At 71.7% G+C, this 19,736-nt stretch carries 16 protein-coding genes and 1 pseudogene; 5 read left to right on the top strand and 12 right to left on the bottom strand.

Translation table 11 applies throughout. From position 1 onward, the window contains the following. Positions 1-24: 24 nt before the first annotated feature. Positions 25-1,053: an oxidoreductase gene (locus tag ACIPSA_RS14130; RefSeq protein ID WP_402633404.1), complete on the bottom strand. Its 1,029-nt coding sequence runs from the start codon at positions 1,051-1,053 to the stop codon at positions 25-27. Positions 1,054-1,118: 65 nt separating this feature from the next. On the opposite strand from ACIPSA_RS14130, the gene ACIPSA_RS14125 reads away from it, so the two are divergent. Continuing rightward, on the top strand, positions 1,119-1,493 hold the full coding sequence (locus ACIPSA_RS14125; RefSeq protein ID WP_402633401.1) for a hypothetical protein: 375 nt from the start codon (positions 1,119-1,121) through the stop codon (positions 1,491-1,493). Positions 1,494-1,680: 187 nt separating this feature from the next. Here the strand turns inward: ACIPSA_RS14125 and ACIPSA_RS14120 are convergent, their stop codons facing one another. After that, positions 1,681-3,630: a Xaa-Pro dipeptidyl-peptidase gene (locus tag ACIPSA_RS14120; RefSeq protein WP_402633398.1), complete on the bottom strand. Its 1,950-nt coding sequence runs from the start codon at positions 3,628-3,630 to the stop codon at positions 1,681-1,683. 182 nt (positions 3,631-3,812) lie between these two features. On the opposite strand from ACIPSA_RS14120, the gene ACIPSA_RS14115 reads away from it, so the two are divergent. Beyond that, positions 3,813-5,306, top strand: a complete 1,494-nt coding sequence (locus tag ACIPSA_RS14115; RefSeq protein WP_402633395.1) for a M1 family metallopeptidase — start codon at positions 3,813-3,815, stop codon at positions 5,304-5,306. A gap of 129 nt (positions 5,307-5,435) precedes the next feature. On the opposite strand, the gene ACIPSA_RS14110 is transcribed toward ACIPSA_RS14115, so the two are convergent. From ACIPSA_RS14110 to ACIPSA_RS14095, 4 genes are all read right to left on the bottom strand, one after another. Next, positions 5,436-5,840, bottom strand: coding sequence for a PaaI family thioesterase (locus ACIPSA_RS14110; protein ID WP_402633393.1), 405 nt, complete (start codon positions 5,838-5,840; stop codon positions 5,436-5,438). Between the two features lie 157 nt (positions 5,841-5,997). Further along, positions 5,998-6,342 carry a Dabb family protein gene (locus ACIPSA_RS14105; protein WP_402633391.1) on the bottom strand — a complete coding sequence of 115 codons (345 nt, stop codon included), beginning with the start codon at positions 6,340-6,342 and terminating at the stop codon, positions 5,998-6,000. Next, positions 6,339-7,442, bottom strand: coding sequence for a zinc-binding dehydrogenase (locus ACIPSA_RS14100; protein WP_402633388.1), 1,104 nt, complete (start codon positions 7,440-7,442; stop codon positions 6,339-6,341). The genes ACIPSA_RS14105 and ACIPSA_RS14100 overlap by 4 nt, the downstream gene beginning before the upstream one ends. Positions 7,443-7,488: 46 nt before the next feature. Then, positions 7,489-9,180: an aldehyde dehydrogenase family protein gene (locus ACIPSA_RS14095; protein WP_402633385.1), complete on the bottom strand. Its 1,692-nt coding sequence runs from the start codon at positions 9,178-9,180 to the stop codon at positions 7,489-7,491. A 237-nt stretch (positions 9,181-9,417) separates the two neighbouring features. On the opposite strand from ACIPSA_RS14095, the gene ACIPSA_RS14090 reads away from it, so the two are divergent. Continuing rightward, on the top strand, positions 9,418-10,605 hold the full coding sequence (locus tag ACIPSA_RS14090; RefSeq protein ID WP_402633383.1) for a PucR family transcriptional regulator: 1,188 nt from the start codon (positions 9,418-9,420) through the stop codon (positions 10,603-10,605). Between the two features lie 43 nt (positions 10,606-10,648). Here the strand turns inward: ACIPSA_RS14090 and ACIPSA_RS14085 are convergent, their stop codons facing one another. Continuing rightward, positions 10,649-11,566, bottom strand: coding sequence for an adenosine kinase (locus tag ACIPSA_RS14085; protein ID WP_402633380.1), 918 nt, complete (start codon positions 11,564-11,566; stop codon positions 10,649-10,651). Beyond that, positions 11,563-11,745, bottom strand: a pseudogene (locus tag ACIPSA_RS14080) (Appr-1-p processing protein); the annotation flags it as partial. The pseudogene ACIPSA_RS14080 and the gene ACIPSA_RS14085, both read right to left, overlap by 4 nt. 100 nt (positions 11,746-11,845) lie before the next feature. On the opposite strand from ACIPSA_RS14080, the gene ACIPSA_RS14075 reads away from it, so the two are divergent. Beyond that, positions 11,846-12,589 (top strand): MerR family transcriptional regulator, encoded by a 744-nt coding sequence (locus ACIPSA_RS14075; RefSeq protein WP_402633377.1) that lies wholly within the window; start codon positions 11,846-11,848, stop codon positions 12,587-12,589. An 8-nt stretch (positions 12,590-12,597) separates the two neighbouring features. Here the strand turns inward: ACIPSA_RS14075 and ACIPSA_RS14070 are convergent, their stop codons facing one another. The 4 genes from ACIPSA_RS14070 to ACIPSA_RS14055 are packed head-to-tail and all read right to left on the bottom strand — an operon-like array spanning position 12,598 to position 18,325. Then, positions 12,598-14,775 carry a 3-hydroxyacyl-CoA dehydrogenase NAD-binding domain-containing protein gene (locus ACIPSA_RS14070; RefSeq protein WP_402633374.1) on the bottom strand — a complete coding sequence of 726 codons (2,178 nt, stop codon included), beginning with the start codon at positions 14,773-14,775 and terminating at the stop codon, positions 12,598-12,600. Between the two features lie 46 nt (positions 14,776-14,821). Next, positions 14,822-16,036, bottom strand: a complete 1,215-nt coding sequence (locus ACIPSA_RS14065) for an acetyl-CoA C-acetyltransferase (protein WP_402633371.1) — start codon at positions 16,034-16,036, stop codon at positions 14,822-14,824. 43 nt (positions 16,037-16,079) lie between these two features. Further along, positions 16,080-17,093, bottom strand: coding sequence for an LLM class F420-dependent oxidoreductase (locus ACIPSA_RS14060; protein ID WP_402633368.1), 1,014 nt, complete (start codon positions 17,091-17,093; stop codon positions 16,080-16,082). Next, positions 17,093-18,325, bottom strand: a complete 1,233-nt coding sequence (locus ACIPSA_RS14055; RefSeq protein WP_402633365.1) for a CaiB/BaiF CoA transferase family protein — start codon at positions 18,323-18,325, stop codon at positions 17,093-17,095. The genes ACIPSA_RS14060 and ACIPSA_RS14055 overlap by 1 nt, the downstream gene beginning before the upstream one ends. A 207-nt stretch (positions 18,326-18,532) precedes the next feature. Between ACIPSA_RS14055 and ACIPSA_RS14050 the strand changes: the two genes are divergently transcribed. After that, positions 18,533-19,711 (top strand): saccharopine dehydrogenase family protein, encoded by a 1,179-nt coding sequence (locus ACIPSA_RS14050; RefSeq protein ID WP_402633362.1) that lies wholly within the window; start codon positions 18,533-18,535, stop codon positions 19,709-19,711. Positions 19,712-19,736: the final 25 nt, after the last annotated feature.

Genomic DNA, 19,736 nt, shown 5'->3' with positions numbered 1-19,736 from the left:
CCTAACGGCCGTGTGCCGCGCCGGTCAGCGGGCCATCGCCTGCACCAGCACGCTTCCCGAGGTCCGGGCCACGACGAAGGACTCCCCCTTCACCGCCTTGACGTCCAGGGCGATGCGATGCCGTCCGGCCTCCAGGACGCCGTCGAAGACCTCCTGGGTGTGGGTGCGGTAGAGCCGGTCGAGGCGGTACGCCGTGAGACGGACCCGGCAGGGCGAGGTGACCTCGATGCCCGCCTCGCCGTCGGCCGCCACCAGGCGGGTCAGGCGGCGCTGTGCCACGGGGCTGCGGTCCAGAGCGTGTTCGATCTGCGCGACGAGGAGGGGGATGATCGGGGCGAGCCCCTCGACGTAGGCCACGTCGACTCCGGCGCGTTCGAACGCCCGGCGTACGGCGGCCCGCTGCGGTTCGCCGATGGCCCGGCCGAAGGCGACGGCGCCGTACGCGCGCAGTTCCTCGGCGGGAACGCCGGTGGCGTCCTGGGTGATGTCGGCGCCGATGCCGATGGTGCGCAGGGCTGCGGCGAGCTTGGCGAGGACGGCGACGCGGGCGCCGATCAGCATGACCCGGCGGCGGGGCGGGGCCGGGGTGACGGTGTCGTCCAGGAGGGCGCCGAGGGCGGCGCGGTACTCGGGACCGTGGAAGCGGAAGGGCCCTATGCCGTGGTAGCCGTTGAGCTCCAGGTCGGCCTGTTCCTGCGTCTGCCAGGCGAAGTCCCGCCAGATGTAGTCGTCGCCGTCCCGTTCGATGACGGCGGTGACCGCGCCGCAGGCCAGATCCTCGCATTCGGGGCAGCCGTAGATGACGTAACGGCCGTCGGGCAATGGCGCGTCGTTCTCCAGCAGCAGGCCGCGGACCTGTGCGGTGAAGATCGCGGGTGGGACGTCGGAGGCCAGCGGGGAGACGGCGTCCAGGTCGGAGAGCTGGAACAGCAGCGGTCGTCCGTCGACGATGAAGTCCACGAAGTCCCGGTGGACCTGGTAGCCGCCGTCGGCGAGGACACCGCCGGCGCGCATCGCCGGTGCCAGGCCGAAGGACACGTATGCGGCAGACATGCTGTGAGTATCCCCAGAGTGGGGTGCATGTGAGCGCGGCATGACATATTCCGCTACGTCCCGGCGTGGAACATGAGCCGCGTGACGACGTGGTCGTGATCGGCGGCGGGGTCATCGGGCCGACCACGACCGTGGTGCCGGCCGAGAGCGGCGCACTCGTACGGCGGTGGGCGCGGGAGCCCGCCGAGCGCACCACCTCGGCGCTCGCCGGTGCGCTGTGGTGGCCCTGCCGCATCGGACCGGATCCGCTCGCCGGCGGCTGGACCCTCGCATCCCTTGTCGTGTACGGGGAACCGGCGGCGCGGCCGGAGGAGACCGGCGTACGCCTGGTCGAGGGCGTACACCACGGCGTGCGGCTGGACGAGCGGGGCCGGTGTGCAGCGCGGGAGCCGGGGCTGCGTACCCGGGAGGCGGCCGGGTCGGTGCACCCGGCCGCCTGAGCGGGTCGGCCACCGACGGCACGGGCGGGTGCGCGGTCCGGCTACGGCGGATCGCACACCCGCACGACCCGCAGCCGGGCCCGCGTCAGCGCCGTGCGGCGGTCCGCCCGGGAAGCGGCCGGGTCGGTGCACCCGGACGCCCGAGGCGGCCCGGACGAATGCTGCCGGACCGCCTCGGGTCGCCGGCTCAGCCGGCGGGGACGCGCTGGACCGTGCGCGGTGCCCGGACGCCGTCCAGGGCCGTGGCCGGGGGTGCGGCGGACGTGGCGCCCGAGGTGGCCCGGACGAATGCCGCCGGACCGCCGACCAGCGGGACCCGGGCCGCCGTCCGGGACAGGTCGACGGTGAGCGTCGGGGTGCTCGACGGAGGGTCGATGAGGTCCTTGTCCGTGCCCGCGACGATCAGCCCCAGTCGGTGGCCCTGGGGGACGACGTGGTCGGTGGCGGCCAGGTCGAGCGTGATGGTGTACGCCCTGCCCGGGGTGAGCGGGACGCCCTGGCGGTCGGAGGCGTAGTGGCCGAGGTCGGCCCAGCCGCGGCTGAACACCGTGTAGTCGACGGCCTTCGTCTTCGCCTGCGTCGCCTTGAAGCAGGCACTGTCCCCGGCCGTGCTCTCGCCCCAGCAGGTGCGGTCGGTGAGCGTGGTGATGCCCTCGGCGTCGTCCGCGTAGTCCCGGATGGTGTCGGGGCCGAGGTCGACGAGGACCGCGGAGAGGTGAGCCGTCGAGGTGGTCGGGGTGACGGTCACCGTGACCCTGGAGGAGCCGGACAGGCGCAGGGCGTGGGTGAGCGGCTGGGTGACGAACCCGGCCTTCTCCGGCGTGGACGTGCCGATCCGCGCGGCCCAGTCGGTCTCGCTCAGCGCGGGGTCGTCGGTGAAGGTCTCGGTGCCGGTGCCCCGGCGCAGGCCCAGGGTGCCGACGCCCGCCCCGGTGCCGGTGGCCGGGCGCAGCGTGGTGGTCTGCGTGGCGCGCGGCGGCCAGAGCTTCGAGGTGGCCCACTGGTCCGGGTGGCGTTCGATGTCGGCCATCGGCTCGCGGTCGACGCCGTTGTCGTAGCCGAGGAGTTCGTGGTCGAACCAGCGGTGCAGGGTGTCGACCCAGTCGGCGCGCCGGTAGTCGAAGGGGTCGACATGGCCGGTCTGGGAGAGCCAGATCTTGCGCTCGACACCGTTTTTAGCGAGGGCGTTCCACCACTGGCCGAAGTGCTTGGTGCGGACGTTGAGGTCCTGCATGCCGTGCACGAGGAACACGCTGGCCCTCACCTTGGACGCGTCCTTGACGTAGTCGCGCTCGGTCCACAGATCGGTCCAGTCGCCGGTGCGCGGGGCCCCGTCGACGAGCTTCTGCTGCACGGCGGCGCACTTGGCGCGGGCGTCGGTGCTCTCGACGGCGTTGGACAGCCAGTCGGGCCCGGAGTCGTACAGCGGGGCGCCCTTGGCGAAGTAGTAGTCGTACCAGGAGGAGATGGCGCTGATCGGGACGATGGTCTTCAGTCCCTTGACGCCGGTGGCGGCAACGCCGTTGGCGATGGTGCCGTCCCAGCTCTTGCCGATCATGCCGGTCCTGCCGTTGGTCCAGCCGGCCGTGACGGTGGTGCCGCCGGTGCGGCTGGTGTAGCCCTTGGCGCGGCCGTTCAGCCAGTCGATCACGGCCTTCGCGGACTGGATGTCGGAGCGGCCGCCGATGTCGACGCAGCCGTCGGAGCGGTTGGTGCCGGCCAGGTCGACGCCGACGAAGGCGTAGCCGCGGGGCACGAAGTAGTTGTCGTAGAACAGCGGCATCTGGACGACGTGGCCGCCCGCGTCGTACGTCTTCTTCTGGCTCTCGTTGCCGCGCCCGCAGCAGGAGTAGTACGGGCTGGCGTCCATGATGACCGGGACCTTGCGGCCCTGCCGGGCGGGTTCGGCGGGCCGGACGATGTCGGCGGCGACGCGGTCGGTCCTCCCGTCGCCGTCCAGGTCGAGACCGGTGTCCACCCATACGGCCTCGCGGATGGCGTCGGCGTACGAGTAGACGGGCCGGCTCTCCCGTGGCGCCGCCTGGGCGGCCGCGGGGGTGAGGAAGGCGGCCAGCAGGGCCGCGACGGCCAGGGCCGCGAGCGTTCTCCAGTTCGTGAAGCGCGTGCTTTTCGGCATGCGCGGACGGTACCCCGGTCAACTGCCGTGCAGAAGAGGGCAACTGAGTGGTTCTCGGGCGGGATGCGTCTCATGTCGGCCGAATGGCGATCGTGTGACAGGAGGGGCTGTGGACAGGCCAGGGGCCACAGCGACTCAATAGGCTCCGAACAGACCTCGTGCCCCTATGACTTGGAGTTCTCGTGCACCGCAGAATCTTCGCGCCGGGCGCGCTCGCGGCGGCCACCCTCCTGCTGGCGATCCCGGCATCGGCCGCAAGCTACGCACCCGGTGCGCCGGGCATCGGCGATCCCTATTACCCGTACTACGGCAACGGCGGTTACGACGTCTCCCACTACGACCTCCGGCTGAAGTACCAGCCGGCGACGGACGAGCTGGAGGGTACGGCGACGATCGAGGCGAGGACCACCCAGGATCTGTCGAGCTTCGACCTGGACTTCCTGCTGGACGTGAGCGAGGTGCGGGTCAACGGCGCCAAGGCGGCCTTCGCCGCCTCCGGGCAGCACGAACTGGTGGTCACCCCGAAGACCCCGCTCGCCGCGGGCACGCCGGTCACCGTGGTGGTCCGCTACAGCGGGGTGCCGTCGACGAAGAGCGCGTACGGATTCTCGACCTGGCACCGCACCCCGGACGGGGCGGTCGCGGCCGACGAGCCCGAGGCGGCCTGGTGGTGGTTCCCGAGCAACGACCACCCACTGGACAAGGCCACCTACGACGTGTCGGTGGCCGTGCCGGACGGCACCCAGGCCCTCTCCAACGGCACACTCCAGTCCACGAGTTCGAAGCTCGGCTGGACGCGCTACAACTGGCGTGAGAACAAGCCGCAGGCGACCTATCTGGCCACACTGGCGGTCGGGAAGTTCGACATCACGACCGGCACCTCCGAGGGCGGCGTCCCCGTCGTCAACGCGTACAGCAAGGACCTCGGGGACAACGACGGGGCGGCGCGGGCGAGCGTGGAGCGGACCGGGGAGCTGGTGGACTGGCTCAGCGGCTACTTCGGGACGTACCCGTTCAGCTCGGCCGGCGGGTACGTCCCCAACACCACCACCGGGTACGCGCTGGAGACGCAGACCCGTATCTACTACAGCCCCCGGCAGTTCGCGAACGGCTCCAACACCTCGGTGGTCGTGCACGAGCTGGCACACCAGTGGTACGGCGACGACGTGTCGCTGAAGGGCTGGAAGGACATCTGGATCAACGAGGGCTTCGCGCGGTACGCGCAGTGGCTCTGGTCGGAGCACGAGGGCGAGGGCACCACGCAGGAACTCGCCGACTACGTGTACGCCTCGCACCCCGCCGACGACGCCTTCTGGACGGTCAAGCCCGGTGACCCGGGCCCGGACGACCAGTTCGACGCCGCCGTCTACGACCGGGGCGCGCTGGCCGTTCAGACGCTGCGCAACGAGGTCGGTGACGACGCGTTCTTCGCCATCCTGAAGGGCTGGCCGAAGGAGCACGCGTACGGCAACGCCTCGGTGGCCGACTTCCGGACGTACGCCGAGCAGGTGTCCGGCAAGTCGCTGTCCGCCCTCTTCGAGACCTGGCTGTTCCAGCCGTCCAAGCCGGCGGCGTCCTCGGCCGGCGCCGCGTCCCTCGCCAGGTCGGCGAAGGCTGCCGCGCAGCCGAAGTCGTGGAAGACGATCGAGGCGACGAACGACGTGCACGGCGGCTGAGACAACGAGCCCGGGGCCGGGGCGCGGGCGCTCCCGGCCCCGGGCTCGGAGCCTGTGGTCCCGGCCCGGATCGCGGAACTCGCCCGTGGGTGGTGCGTTGATCACTTGAGGGTGGTGCGGGCCGCCCCGTCAGCCGCGTGCCGCTCGGACCGCGATGGTCTGGACGACGCGGACGCACAGCCGGCCCTCGTCGTCGCTGATGTTCACCTCGACCGTGACGGTCGTCCGTCCCGCGTGCAGCGGCTGGGCGACGGCGGAGGCGATCCGGCCGTGTAGGGGCCGCAGGAAGTTGGTGCTGGACTGCATGGTGGCGGGCACAGCGTTCTCGGGACCGTTGAGTGCCGCGCACACGGCCGCCGACACGTCGGCCAGACCCATCAGCGCCCCGCCGTGCAAGCCGCCCCCCACGGTGGACAACGCGTGCACGCAGTCGAGTTCGGCTTCCACGCCGTCCGCGGCCAGCCGCTGGAATCGCACCCCCAGTGTCTCGGCGTACGGCGCGAGCGCGTACACGTCCTCTGATGTCACGGTCATGGCATCCCCAATCCGTTCACCTCGTTGATTGATGTGCGTCGCCGGTCAGGCCGCGTCGGTGTCCCGTTCGACGGCCTGGAGGCGGTGACCCCCGCTCGGGCGGATTCAAGGCCCGCGCCGTTTCGGGTCTCCCGCCGCTTCCAGGGGCGTTGTCCCGTCAGGCTGGGCTGTCGCCGGAGGCGATGGGGGCAACAGGGGCCTGGGCGCCTTCGAGGGCGATCTGCACGGCAGTGCGGCCGGCCATGATGGGGCGGATGTACTGGACGACCGCTTCCTGGTGCTGCGGGTGCTCGAGGTAGGAGCGCAGTGCGTCCTCGCCGGCCACGGTGGCGACGACGGCGAAGTCGCCGTTGCCCGTGTGCAGGCCGAGGTCGGAGCCGTAGCGGTACTGCAGGAGCGCGGGGATCTGCGCGGGGAGCCGGGACAGTGCGGCGATCAGGTCGGCCACCTGCTCGGCGGTGACTTCGGGTTTCCAGGTGAAGGTGACGACGTGCATGATCATGGGATGTTGTTCCTTGTCCGGGCCGACCGTTGCGCGATGCGTCCTGACGCGCCGGTCGTGGTGGCGTTCTGGTGGGTGCTGCGCACGAAGACGGCTTTGCGCCGAAGTCGGGGTATCGCCTCGGCCGCGTCGTCGAAGTCCAGGCCCTGCGAGTACACCGGGTCCGGGTCGACCGCGCCGGCGGCGATGAGGTCGAGCACCTTGGGGACGTGCGGGGTGACCTGAGGCAGACCGGTCACCAGGGTGACCGAGCCGGAGTACAGATCGAAGTACGGCAGGGGCACGTCGGTGAAGTAGATGCTCCTGGCGCTGCACACTCCGCCGGGAGCGGTGGAGCGCAGTGCGCAGGCCAGCCCGGCAGGGTCTGCTGCGGCATCGACGGTGAGGGGGTACCGGTCTTCCATGCGCTCGGGAATGTCCTGGCACAGGGTGCGGGTGGCGCCCAGCCGCACGGCGAGCGCCACACCGTCCGGGTCCTTGTCGAGGTAGACCACTTCTCCAGTGGTCAGCGCGGCGGCGAACATCACGACGAACAGGCCCAGGGCCCGGCCCGGGCCGCCCACGACAAGCACGTCCGCGCCGGGCCGCGCCTGAAGGTGCGGGGCGACGGCTCCGAAGGCGTCGACGATGTTGTCCGAGCAGGAGGCCGCGGTGGCGGGGTCGACGCCGTCGGGAAGGGCGACCAGGTTGTGGGCGGCATAGGGCACGCGTACCAGGTCGTCGAAGAGGCCGCCGTGCCGGCCACCCAGCGGTGTGCCGAATGCGGCCAGGTGCGGGGTGGAGGTGCAGTTGGCCGGCAGCCCCGCCCGGCATGTCGCGCACTGCCCGCAGCTCAGGTGCCAGGGGATGACCACCCGCATGCCCTGCCGCAGTCCGGCCGCGGCCGCCTCGTCGCCGACGTCGGTGATCTCCCCGACCGCTTCGTGCCCGATGGCGAACGGCGCGGGCATCGGAGTACCGCCGTCGACGATCCGGCGGTCCAGATCACATGTGCTGGCGGCGATGGGCCGAACCAGCGCGTCGGTGCCGCTGTGCAGCGTGGGAGCCGGCACCTCGCGCCACTCCAGGAGGTGTGGTTTGACGTACATCAGGCTTCGCATGGGTCATCTCGCTCCGGTGTGACGGGCAAGGCGGGGCAGGGTGGAATCAGGCGCGGAAGGCCGACGCGAAGACGGCGGGCATGCGGGCCCAGGACGGCTTCCTGGCGAAGCGGGTGAGGCGGCGGCCCGTTGCTGCGGCGCTGCGCGCGGTGACGAACCACGGCGGCTTCGGGAAGAACGCGAACTCTCCGCCTGCGACCGACCTCGGGAAGGGCCGGAACGGCCCCCGGACCACCGTCCTTTCCGGCGCGTCGATCAGGAGCGCGTTGTGGACGACGCCGATTCCGCTCTGGGCGTCGTCGACGGTGTGTCCCGGGAACGCACCCCACGGGGCGGTCGCGGTGAGGAAGCCGACAGCCGTCCAGGCGTTGATGGCGATCGTGCCGTAGCGCAAGGCCGCGACCGCCTCGTCGAACGTCCGGCCGAGGCGCCGGCGGGTGGACGGGTCGATGATGATGCCGGCTCCCAGAGTGCCCATGAGGTCGCGGTTGGCCATCTCCACAGCCCGCTCCAGGAAGTCGGCGCCGGTGCCGGGCAGCGTCTGGACGCCGAGCACCGGGGAGAAGTACTCCGTCGTCTGCAGGATGTCGGCGCTTGGACCGCTGTCGAGATCGATGAGGACGCGGGAGCCGTCCGGGCCGTGGCGCTCCGCCTGCGGGTAGCAGGCCGCCGCGTGCTCGAGCCGATCCGTACCGCCCGAGTACCACACCGGCCGCCCCGGGGTCTTCGTCAGCGCCTCGCGCATCGCGTCGAGGAAGGCCCGGCGTTGCGGCCAGTCGCTGCTGACCACGACCATCTGCGTGGCGATGCAGTTGTGGCCGCTGTTGTGCAGGCGCTGCGTGGCGATGTGCTCTGCCTGAAAGCGCAGGTCACTGTCGCTCCAGGCGCCGGGAACGACGATGACCGGGGAGACACCGCCGAGCTCGCTCGTGATCGGCTTGCGCAGGATCGGCGTGCCGGCGGCCTTGCGGGCCCGGCCCTCCTCACCCGGGCCGAAGGCGATCACGTCGTGCGTGGTGAGGCTGCCGGTGATGTGGACATTGGCGATGCGCGGATGGTGCGCGAGGTAGCCGCCGACGTCTGAGCCGCCGGACACGACCCGCAGGGCTCCATGCTCGATGAGCGGTGCCAGGGCGTGTTCGAGGACGGGCAACATGTCGTCCATGACGGGATTGAGCTTCAGTACGACGACGCGGTTGTGCGCGATCAGCTCGTACAGGACGTCCAGGGGCGCGATCGAGGTGATGTTGCCCGCCCCCAGCACGAGACCGACACCGGCAGTGCGCTCGGGGTGCAGTGCCCCGAGGCCGGCGCGGCGACGCACGGTGTCCGCGTCCACGTGCGGGGGCATCCACACCTCGGCGCTGAATCCGTGGAGCAGAAGCCGCTCGTGCGCGGTCAGCGGCAGCACGGGCACGCTCACCCGACCGCCCGGAGCCTGTGTGAACCGGGCGCCGTCCAGCGGACCTCTCCCCGAGGCGATCACCTCAAGTGTGCGGGCGAGCGCCTCCAAAGAGGTCAGCACCGGGTACGGTCCCGAGATCCACTCCTCACCGACCAACGGAGACTTCTCGGGCAGACGCTTGATGAGGCTCGCGGTGCGCACCCACGCCTCGGCCTCGGCACCCACGCCGGCATGGACACGCCTCAGCAGCGCAGCACGCTCGGCCAGGGACGTCGCAGCCCAGCGGCGCTCGCCCTCGGCAAGCTCGGAGACGATCGCATCAAGCTCGGACATGCCCCCAGGAGCCGTCGGATCGCTTTCGGTGGCCGTCGTGGCCATGATGACCTCCTAGTCCGCGACGTCGCAGCCGACGGCACGGGGTGCTGGTCTTGTGTTGCCCCACAAAAAACCCGGGCCAGGCAAAGATGACTTACATGAGACCCACCGCCTATGGGCCGACGCCGCAGGATGGACGACAACTCTTTGTGCAGCAGCACAAGAACAAGGGGCCGACCCATATACATTGCGTGTATGAGCCGGACCCCCGGGGACGACACCCTAAGCCAGGCCGACATCTTCACGGAGCTCCTCGACTCCGTCGACGAACTCACGGACGCGGCCGTACAGAAGATCCTCCTCAGCGAGCAGGACTACGCCGACAGCCGGCTCCCGGTGGAGCTGCTCCGCAGCATTGTGGGGGCCAATATCGAGGCCATCCTCCGCTCGGAGGGCAGCGACGCGGACGCTGGCGAGGATGCGGCACGTTGGGCGGGGCGTATCAAGGCCGAGCGCGGCCTGCCGCTGGCGGGGCTGCTGCACGGCTTCCGGCTCGGAGGGCTGGAGATCTGGGACTGGGCCATCGCGCGTGCCGCGAACGGTGAACAGGCGAGCGCGCTGCTCCACAGGTCGTCGCACTTCTGGGGGGTGCTCGACCGCTTCACCACCGCCGCGACCGACGCCTACCGGCAGGTCGTCGACGAACGGGAGCGGCAGGAACTGGTGACCCGCAGGGTTACCCTGCTGAGCGTCTTCGAGGGCACGAGCGGCATACGCAAGGGCGGCACAGCGAGCGTGCCCCGCGTGCTGGGCGTGCCGGAGAAGGCGACGTACTACGTGGTGGTCGGCGAGGCCGAGGAGGACGGCCGTGACCCCCTTCCCGGTATCGCCTCACGGCTCGCGTGCGCCCACGTCGCCTCCGTGTGGACCACGGAACTCGGGGAACGCCTCGGCCTGATCGCCCCCGTCGGCGAAGCCGACGGCGCCGCCGCGCTGCGGATCGTCGAGACGGCGGCGATCTCGCGCGTGGGAGTCAGCCGCCGCTTCACCTCCCTGACGGCGGCGACCATGGCAGTGCGGCAGGCCCGGATCGCGCTGGAGTGTGTCTCCCCGGCCGTCGCCGGCGTACACCACTACGGCACCGCCCCGCTGGACGCCCTCATCGCGTCGCACGCAGAGTCCGCCGCCGAGCTCTGCGAGAACGTGCTCGGACCACTGGCATCCAAAGAAGCCGACGGCCTGCTCGAAACCCTGGAGGCATGGTTCGCCGCGGACGGTTCGACCGCCGAGGCGGCACGCCTGCTGCACTGCCACCGCAACACGGTCCTCTACCGGATCTCGCGCATCACAGAGCTGACCGGTCGCGCCCCGACACGGCCGGTCGACGCCGCCGAACTCTACGCCGCCCTACGGGCAATGCGCCACGCACGGCGCACCGGCTGAACAGTTCTTGGCGTCATTGGCCGGGCCGGCTCGGGCCCGTGGCTCACGCGCCGGCCGACTCCAGTTCCGCCACCCGGCCCAGCAGTTCCTCCCGGCCGTTGGCGTCCGTCTCCGTCGACGGCACCGTGCAGGCGTACGCCCCGGCCACCGCCCCGTACAGGGCGCAGCGCCGGGGCGGCTCCCCCGCGAGGTGGCCGAAGAGGAACCCGGCGGCGAAGGCGTCGCCCGCGCCGTTGGAGTCCACCACCGGCGCGGGCGGTGTCACCGTCGGGATGTGACACAGCTCGTCGTCGGCCAGCAGGTACGCGCCCTCGGCGCCTGCGGTGGCGACCACCAGCCGGGCTCTGCCCCGTTCGACGATGCGGCGCATGGTCCGCTCGGGGTCGGTGAGCGCGGTCGTGGAGAGGAAGACGATGTCCGCCGCGTGGGCGAAGGGCTCGTGATAGGGGTTCTCGCCGTCCCAGTCGTGCAGATCGGTGGAGAGGGTCACGCCGGTCTCGCGCAGCGCGGGCAGGGCGTGGGCGCACGGGTGGGTGATGGCGACGTGGGCGTGCCGGCTCGACGCGGCGAGGTCCCGGACCATGCGCTCCGGGAGGCGGTCGTCGGCGTGGGCGCGGCTGGTGTCGTAGAGGGAGAGTCTGCGTCCGTCCGGACCGACCAGGTTCACCGCGCGCTTGGTGCCGGCCGGCTGCGGGACCGTGGTCAGCGGGATGCCCCGCTCCCGGTGCAGGGCGCGGACGAGCTCGCCCTCGGGGTCGTCGCCGAGCAGGTCGAGGTGGTGGACGCGCAGGCCGAGGGCGCTCAGGCCCACCGCCACGAAGTCGCCGGTCTGCCCGGCGCGGGTACGGATCCCGGAGTCGATCGGATAGCTGTCGGCGTACGGGAGCGGCAGCTCGGGGACGTAGACGATCGTGTCCACGCCCGCCCCGCCCAGTACCAGAACGTCGGTCTCGCCGCTCATCCCCCGCCCTCCCCGTGGTCGTACACCGTCACCGCGATCCCGCGCCGCACCAGCCGCTCCGTGATCAGCGGCTCGATCCGGGACCACTTCCCGCCTGCCAGACCGCAGCCTATGCGGGGCATGTGCACGGACGCGCCGAGTTCGATCACTTCGACGGCGAGCCGGGCCAGCGCCGTGTCGGCGCTGCCACTGACAGTGGCCGTGACCTGCTCCTCGCAGGGTTTGTACGACGTTCGGCAGAGGTTTCGCACCATCAGTGAGACAGCAATACTGGTGCACATGACGACCGATACCGAGGAGCCGACCCTCACGATCGACCAGCTGGCCGCCCGGTCGGGCCTCACGGTGCGCACGGTCCGCTTCTACGGCACCAAGGGCCTGCTCCCTCCCCCGGTGCTCGGTCCGCGCCGCGTCGGTCGCTATGGCAGGGAGCACCTCGCGCGTCTGGCCCTGATCGAGGAGTTGCAGCACCAGGGCATGACCCTGGCGGCCATCGAGCGCTATCTGGACCGGCTGCCGGCGGACCTGACCGCACGCGACCTCGCCGTGCACCGCGCCATGGTGTCGTCCTGGTCCCCGGACGCGGCCGAGACGCTGGCCCGCGAGGAGCTCCAGCGGCGGGCCGGGCGTCCGCTGGAGGAGCGGGACCTGGACCGTCTCGCGGCGATGGGCGTCGTGGAGCGGACCGGCCACGCGTACCGCGTCGACCTGGGTCTGCTGCGTCTCGGCGTGGAGCTCCTGGACGTGCCGCTGTCCCAGGAGGCCATCCTCGCCGCCCGTGGTGTGCTGCTCGGGCACGCCCGCGCCGCGGCCCACGAACTGACCTGGCTGCTGCGCGGCGAGGTCTCGGACCGGGACGCGCACGACGTGCGGTCGCTGTCGGCCCATATGCAGCCGCTGGTGGTGCAGGCCCTGCTGACGGCCTTCCAGCGGTCGCTGCGGGAGGAACTGGGCATCTGGCTCAAGGGCACGCGGCCGGAGCAGCCCGGTGAGCAGAGCACCGGGGATGCTCCGACCGCGTGACGGTCGCGTCAGCGCGCGTCCGTGAAGGTCTCCCCCTTCTCCGCCTTCTCGACCAGCAGCGCAGGCGGCTGGAACCGCTCGCCGTAGCGCTCGGCGAGCTCACGCGCGCGTGCCACGAATCCGGCGAGACCGCCCTCGTAGCCGTTGATGTACTGGAGCACACCGCCGGTCCAGCCCGGGAACCCGATGCCGAAGATCGAGCCGATGTTGGCGTCGGCGACGGACGTCAGCACGCCCTCTTCGAGGAGCTTGACGGTGTCGAGCGCCTCCGAGAAGAGCATGCGCTCCTGCATGTCCTCGAACGGGATCTGGTAGCCGGGCTTGGTGAAGTGCTCGCGCAGCCCCGGCCACAGCAGGGCCCGCCTGCCGTCCTCGCCGTACTCGTAGAAGCCCGCGCCGCCGCTGCGCCCCGGGCGCCCGAACTCGTCCACCATGCGGTCGATGACGGCCTCGGCGGGGTGCGCGGCCCAGGTGCCGCCCGCCTCCTCGACGGCCCGCTTCGACTCGCCCCGGATCTTGCGCGGAAGGGTGAGGGTGAGCTCGTCCATCAGGGAGAGCACCTTGGCCGGGTAGCCGGCCTGCGCGGCCGCCTGCTCGATGGACGCGGGCTCGATGCCCTCGCCGACCATCGCGACACCCTCGTTGATGAAGTGGCCGATCACCCGGGAGGTGAAGAAGCCACGCGAGTCGTTGACGACGATCGGCGTCTTCTTGATCTGGCGGACCAGGTCGAAGGCGCGTGCCAGGGCCTCGTCGCCGGTGCGCTCACCCTTGATGATCTCGACGAGGGGCATCTTGTCGACGGGCGAGAAGAAGTGCAGCCCGATGAAGTCGGCCTGGCGCTCCACGCCCTCGGCGAGGGCGGTGATGGGGAGGGTGGAGGTGTTGGAGCAGAGCAGCGCGTCGGGGGCGAGAACGCTCTCGATCTCCTGGAACACCTTGTGCTTGAGGGACGTGTCCTCGAAGACGGCCTCGATGACCGCGTCGCAGCCGGCGAGGTCGGCCACCTCGGCGGTGGGCGTGATGCGGGCGAGCAGCGCATCCGCCTTCTCCTGGCTGGTACGGCCCTTGGCGACGGCCTTGGCGCACAGCTTCTGGGAGTAGGCCTTGCCCTTCTGGGCCGCCTCGGCGGACACGTCCTTCAGGACGACGTCGATGCCCGCGCGGGCGCACGAGTAGGCGATGCCCGCGCCCATCATCCCGGCGCCCAGCACGGCGACCTTGCGCACCTGGCGCGGCTCGATGCCCTTGGGCCGGTTGGCGCCGGAGTTGACGGCCTGGAGGTCGAAGAAGAACGCCTGGATCATGTTCTTCGAGGTCTGGCCTGCGGCCAGCTCGACGAAGTAGCGGGCCTCGATGACCTGGGCGGTCTCGAAGTCGACCTGGGAGCCCTCGACGGCCGCGGCGAGGATGCCCCGCGGGGCCGGGTAGGGGGCGCCGCCCGTCTGCTTGCGCAGGGTGGCCGGGAAGGCGGGCAGGTTGGCCGCGAACTTGGGGTTCGCGGGCGTGCCGCCCGGGATCCGGTAGCCCGGCTTGTCCCAGGGCTGCTGCGACTCGGGGTTGGCGTCGATGAAGGCGCGGGCCTTGGCGAGGAGTTCCTCGGGGGTGTCGGCGACCTCGTGGATCAGGCCGTTCTCCTGGGCGCGCCGCGCGTTGTACTGCGTGCCCTGGAGGAGGACCTTCAGCAGGGCGTCGGCGATGCCCAGCAGGCGGACGGTGCGGACGACTCCGCCGCCGCCGGGGAGCAGGCCGAGGGTGACCTCGGGGCAGCCGATCTTGGTGCCGGGGGTGTCGAGGGCGACCCGGTGGTGGCAGGCGAGCGCGAGCTCGTAACCGCCGCCCAGGGCCGCGCCGTTGATCGCGGCGACGACCGGCTTGCCCAGGGTCTCGATGCGGCGCAGGTTCCGCTTGATGGCGAGGCCGCCGTCGAGCAGCTCCTGGGCGGTCTCGGGGGTGACGCGGATGAGGTCGCGCAGGTCGCCGCCCGCGAAGAAGGTCTTCTTGGCGGAGGTGAGGACGATGCCCCGGATCGAGTCCTTCTCGGCCTCCAGGCGGTCGGTGACCGCGGCGAGGGAGTCGCGGAACGCCGCGTTCATGGTGTTCGCGGACTGGTTCGGGTCGTCCAGGACGAGGGTGACGACGCCGGTGTCGTCCTGTTCCCAGCGGATGGTGGTGCTCTCGGTCATGTCAGGGGTCTCCGTTGAGGTCTGAAGTCTCTGCTGCCGCTGGGGACTAGATGCGCTCGACGATGGTGGCGATGCCCATGCCGCCGCCCACGCAGAGCGTGGCGAGGCCGTAGCGCTTGTCCTGGCGCTCCAGTTCGTCGACGAGCGAGCCGAGGATCATCGCGCCGGTGGCGCCGAGCGGGTGGCCGAGGGCGATCGCGCCGCCGTTGACGTTGACCTTGTCCAGGGACAGGCCCATGTCCTTGACGAAGCGCAGCACGACGGCCGCGAACGCCTCGTTGATCTCGACGAGGTCGATGTCGTCGATGGTCAGCCCGGCCTTCGCAAGAGCCTTGCGGGTGGCGGGCGCGGGTCCGGTGAGCATGATGGTCGGCTCGGAGCCGGAGACGGCGGCGGAGACGATCCGCGCGCGCGGGGTGAGTCCGTAGCGCTCGCCGACCTCCTTGGAGCCGATCGCGACGAGCGAGGCGCCGTCCACGATCCCGGAGGAGTTGCCCGCGTGGTGGACGTGGTCGATCTTCTCGACCCAGTGGTACTTCTGCAGGGCCACGGCGTCGAAGCCGCCCAGCTCGCCGATGTCGGCGAACGACGGCTTCAGCTTGGCGAGGGAGTCGGCGGTGGTGCCGGGGCGCGGGAACTCGTCGTGGTCGAGGACCACGAGTCCGCTGCGGTCCTTGACGGGGACGACGGAGCGCTCGAAGCGGTCCTCCTTCATGGCGGTGGCCGCGCGCTCCTGTGAGAGAGCCGCGTACTCGTCGACGTCCCGGCGGGAGAAGCCCTCGATGGTGGCGATCAGGTCGGCGCCGATGCCCTGCGGCACGAAGTTGACGGCGAGGTTGGTCATCGGGTCGTTGAACCAGGCGCCGCCGTCCGAGGCCATCGGCACCCGGGACATCGACTCGACGCCGCCGGCGAGGACGAGGTCCTCCCAGCCGGCGCGCACCTTGGCGGCGGCCAGGTTGACGGCCTCCAGGCCGGACGCACAGAAGCGGTTCTCCTGGACGCCGGCCACGGTGTCCGGCAGCCCGGCCGCGATCGCGGCGATGCGGGCGATGTCGGAGCCCTGGTCGCCGACCGGGCCGACGACACCGAGGACGATGTCGTCGATCGCGGCCGGGTCGAGGCCGGGGAAGCGGTCGCGGATCTCGTGGATGAGGCCGACGACCAGGTCGATGGGCTTGGTGCCGTGCAGGGCGCCGTTGGCCTTGCCGCGGCCGCGCGGGGTGCGGATCGCGTCGTACACGTACGCTTCGGTGCTCACTGACAAGCCTTTCCGGGTGAGTGAGGGTTGGGTGAGTGAGGGTTTACAGCCAGCTCTTGACGGTCTCGATCAGGCGGGCCGGTTCCGGGCCCACGGGGGCGACGTTCAGCATCGTCACACCGGCCTCGCGGAAGGCGGCGACGCGCTCACGCACGTAACTCTCCGGGCCGCACAGCGACATGAACTCGCACAGCTCGTCGGGCACGGCCGCCTCGGCCTCCTTCTTACGGCCCGACAGGTACAGCTCCTGGACGAGCCGGGCTTCCTTCTCGTAGCCGTACGCGACGGCGAGGTCGTTGTAGAAGTTCTTGCCCGGCGCGCCCATGCCGCCGATGTACAGGGCGATCTTCGGGCGGGCCAGGTCCCGTGCGGCGGCCGCGTCCTCGCCGATGGCGAGGAGACCGCCGGCGACGATCTGCAGCGGGCCCAGGGCCGGGTCGCGGCGGGCGGCGCCCTCCGCGAGCGAGGTGCCCCACACGTCCCGGGCCTTCTCGGGGACGAACAGGGTGGGCAGCCAGCCGTCGGCGATCTCGGCGGTCATGCGGACGTTGGCGGGGCCGAGCGAGGCGACGTACAGCGGGACCGCGGGGCGCACCGGCTTGGTGAGAATCTTCAGGGGCTTGCCCAGGCCGCCGGGCCGGGGCATGTCCGTGATGCCGTGGTGGTCGATGACCTCGCGGCGCAGGATGCGGCGGGTGAGCTCGATGGTCTCGCGGGTGCGGCCGAGGGGCCTGTCGTACGGCTTCCCGTGCCAGCCCTCGATCACCTGCGGGCCGGAGGCGCCGAGCCCGATGATCGCGCGGCCGCCCGACATGGCGTCGAGGCCGGCGGCCGTCTGGGCGATGAGGGCGGGGGTGCGGGAGTAGACGTTGAGGATCGCGGAGCCGATCTTCATCCGTTCGGTGCGGGCGGCCAGGTAGCCCATGATCGTGGGCGCGTCGAAGCCGTAGGCCTCCGCGACCCAGACGGCGTCGAGGCCCGCCGGCTCCAGGGCGGCGGCCCGGTCCGCCGCGGCGCGCGGGTCGGTCGCGTAGTCGAGGAAGACCGAGAGTTCCATCAGTCGCCGTCCTTGCCGTGGTCCTGGCCCTGGTCCTGGCCGTGGTCCTGGCCCTGGTCCTGGTCCTGCCCCTGGTGCTCGCCGTGGTCCCTGCCGTGGTTCTTGAGCAGCGCGGGTACGTCCCAGTCGCGGGCCACGTCCGGCGTGTCGGCGCCCGGCAGGGCGGGGCCGGTGCGGATGGTGGCGGGGGTCGCGGAGAAGCGCGGGGCGGGTGCGGGCTGGGTGATGCCGCCGTGGTCGGTGAAGGTGCCGCGGGCGGCGAGGTGCGGGTGGTGCGGGGCCTCGCGCAGGGACAGGACGGGGGCCACACAGGCGTCGGAGCCTTCGAAGACGGCCGTCCACTCGTCCTGGGTGCGGGACTTGAAGCGGGCGGCGACGCGTTCGCGCAGCTCGCCCCAGCGGGTCCAGTCCTTGCGGGCCGGGGCCAGGTCGTCGAGGTCCATCAGATGCAGGAACTCCTCGTAGAACTGCCGCTCCAGGGCACCGACGGCCATGTACCTGCCGTCGGCGGTCTCGTAGGTCCCGTAGTAGGGGCAGCCGCCGTCCAGGAGGTTGGCGCCGCGCCGGTCCTGCCAGCCGCCCGCGGCGAGCATGCCGTGGATCATCGCGGCGAGGTGCGAGGCGCCGTCCACGATGGCGGCGTCGACGACCTGGCCGGTGCCGGTCGCGCGCGCGTGGTGCAGCGCGGCGAGAACGCCGACGACCAGGTAGAGGGAGCCGCCCGCATAGTCGCCGACCAGGTTGGCGGGAATGGCGGGGGGCTCGTCCGGGGCGCCGATCATGCCGAGGGTGCCGGTGAGGGCGATGTACGCGATGTCGTGGCCGGCGCGGTGGGCGAGGGGGCCCTCCTGGCCCCAGCCGGTCATCCGGCCGTACACCAGCCGGGGGTTGCGGGCGTGGCAGTCGCCGGGGCCGACGCCGAGGCGCTCGGCGACGCCGGGGCGGTAGCCCTCGACGAGGATGTCGGCCCGCTCGGCCAGATCGAGGACGCGCGCGGGTCCGTCCGCCGACTTCAGGTCGATGAGCACCGAGCGTTTGTTGCGGTTGGTGACGTCGTACGCCGGGTCGACGGCCAGGCCGTTGCCGCCCGGCCGGTCCACGCGCACGACGTCGGCGCCCAGGTCGGCGAGGAGCATCGCGGCGAACGGGCCGGGCCCGATGCCGGCCAGCTCGACCACGCGTACGCCCGCGAGCGGGCCGTGTCCCGGCGTCGGCGTCCTTGCCGTCGTCATGGCGCCCCCAGTCATGTGACACAACTGATGTAACACCAGTGATGCTAAGAACCTGTTCCACCGGACACAAGACCGGACGAGCAAGCGCTTAGTCAAGTTACCCGGACGGCGTCACCGGCTGTCACCAGGGCTGGTCGTCGAGCTCCCCGCACCTCACGCTAGCCTCAGCCACCGACAACGGCGCGGGTTGCACCACCGAGGGGTGTCATGAGCAGGCTGAACAGGACGGACCGTCCCTACGACATCGTGCTCTTCGGAGCCACGGGCTTCGTCGGGACGCTCACCGCGGAGTACCTCGCCGCGCACGCGCCCGAGGGCCTGCGCTGGGCGGTCGCGGGCCGTGACGAGAAGCGGCTGGCGGCGCTGCGCGAGCGGCTGCCCGGTGGGGAGAAGGTCGCGATCCTGCGGGCGGACGTCGCCGAACCGGAGACGCTGCGCGAACTCGCCGAGCACGCGCGCGTGGTGGCCTCCACCGTCGGCCCGTACGTCCGCTACGGCGAGGAACTCGTCGCCGCGTGCGCGGACACCGGCGCCGACTACCTCGACCTCACCGGCGAGCCCGAGTTCGTGGACCTGATGTACGTCCGGCACGACGCACGCGCGCGGGAGACCGGCGCCCGGCTGGTGCACGCCTGTGGCTTCGACTCGGTTCCGCACGACCTCGGGGCGTACTTCACGGTCCGGCAGCTGCCCGAGGGTGTGCCGCTGACCGTGGACGGATACGTGACCGCCGACGCCGCCTTCTCGGGCGGCACGCTCGCCTCGGCACTGAACCAGCTGGCCCGCGGACGGCAGATGCGCGCCGCCGCGCGCGACCGCGGCCGCCACGAACCGCGGCTGGTGGAACGCCGGGCGACGGCGCCCGCGGGAGCGCCTCGGTTCGCCAAGGAGGTCGGCGCCTGGGCCCTTCCCCTCCCGACCATCGACGCGCAGATCGTGCGGCGGTCGGCGAAGGCGCTGGACCGCTACGGCCCCGACTTCCGCTACCGGCACTACGCGGCCGTCAGGCGGCTGCCCGTCGCACTGGGCGGGGTCGCGGCCGTGGGCGCGGTCGCCGCGGCCGCCCAGCTGCCGCCCGCCCGGCGCTGGCTGTCCGACCGGCTCAAGCCCGGGGACGGGCCGAGCGCCGAGAAGCGTGCGAAGAGCTGGTTCTCGGTGCGCTTCGTGGGCGAGGGCGGCGGCCGTCGCGTGTTCACGGAGGTCGCGGGCGGCGACCCGGGCTACGACGAGACGGCGAAGATCTTCGCCGAGGCGGCGCTGTCCCTGGCCTTCGACGACCTGCCCCCGACGGCCGGCCAGGTCACGACGGTCCAGGCGATGGGCGACGCGCTGACGGAGCGGCTGCGCGGGGCGGGGATCACGTTCCGGGTCGCCGCGAGCCGCTGACACGGCACTGCAGCGTCCGTCCCAC

Source organism: Streptomyces sp. NPDC086549 (assembly GCF_044746205.1).
GTDB lineage: Bacteria > Actinomycetota > Actinomycetes > Streptomycetales > Streptomycetaceae > Streptomyces.
This window is presented reverse-complemented; position numbering and strand designations above follow the sequence as displayed.

Excerpts from the sequence above, each read along its gene's own strand:
- ACIPSA_RS14130 (WP_402633404.1), bottom strand. The coding sequence starts at position 1,053 with ATGTCTGCCGCATACGTGTCCTTCGGCCTGGCACCGGCGATGCGCGCC.
- ACIPSA_RS14120 (WP_402633398.1), bottom strand. The coding sequence starts at position 3,630 with ATGCCGAAAAGCACGCGCTTCACGAACTGGAGAACGCTCGCGGCCCTG.
- ACIPSA_RS14110 (WP_402633393.1), bottom strand. The coding sequence starts at position 5,840 with ATGACCGTGACATCAGAGGACGTGTACGCGCTCGCGCCGTACGCCGAG.
- ACIPSA_RS14105 (WP_402633391.1), bottom strand. The coding sequence starts at position 6,342 with ATGATCATGCACGTCGTCACCTTCACCTGGAAACCCGAAGTCACCGCC.
- ACIPSA_RS14100 (WP_402633388.1), bottom strand. The coding sequence starts at position 7,442 with ATGCGAAGCCTGATGTACGTCAAACCACACCTCCTGGAGTGGCGCGAG.
- ACIPSA_RS14095 (WP_402633385.1), bottom strand. The coding sequence starts at position 9,180 with ATGTCCGAGCTTGATGCGATCGTCTCCGAGCTTGCCGAGGGCGAGCGC.
- ACIPSA_RS14090 (WP_402633383.1), top strand. The coding sequence starts at position 9,418 with ATGAGCCGGACCCCCGGGGACGACACCCTAAGCCAGGCCGACATCTTC.
- ACIPSA_RS14085 (WP_402633380.1), bottom strand. The coding sequence starts at position 11,566 with ATGAGCGGCGAGACCGACGTTCTGGTACTGGGCGGGGCGGGCGTGGAC.
- ACIPSA_RS14075 (WP_402633377.1), top strand. The coding sequence starts at position 11,846 with ATGACGACCGATACCGAGGAGCCGACCCTCACGATCGACCAGCTGGCC.
- ACIPSA_RS14070 (WP_402633374.1), bottom strand. The coding sequence starts at position 14,775 with ATGACCGAGAGCACCACCATCCGCTGGGAACAGGACGACACCGGCGTC.
- ACIPSA_RS14060 (WP_402633368.1), bottom strand. The coding sequence starts at position 17,093 with ATGGAACTCTCGGTCTTCCTCGACTACGCGACCGACCCGCGCGCCGCG.
- ACIPSA_RS14055 (WP_402633365.1), bottom strand. The coding sequence starts at position 18,325 with ATGACGACGGCAAGGACGCCGACGCCGGGACACGGCCCGCTCGCGGGC.
- ACIPSA_RS14050 (WP_402633362.1), top strand. The coding sequence starts at position 18,533 with ATGAGCAGGCTGAACAGGACGGACCGTCCCTACGACATCGTGCTCTTC.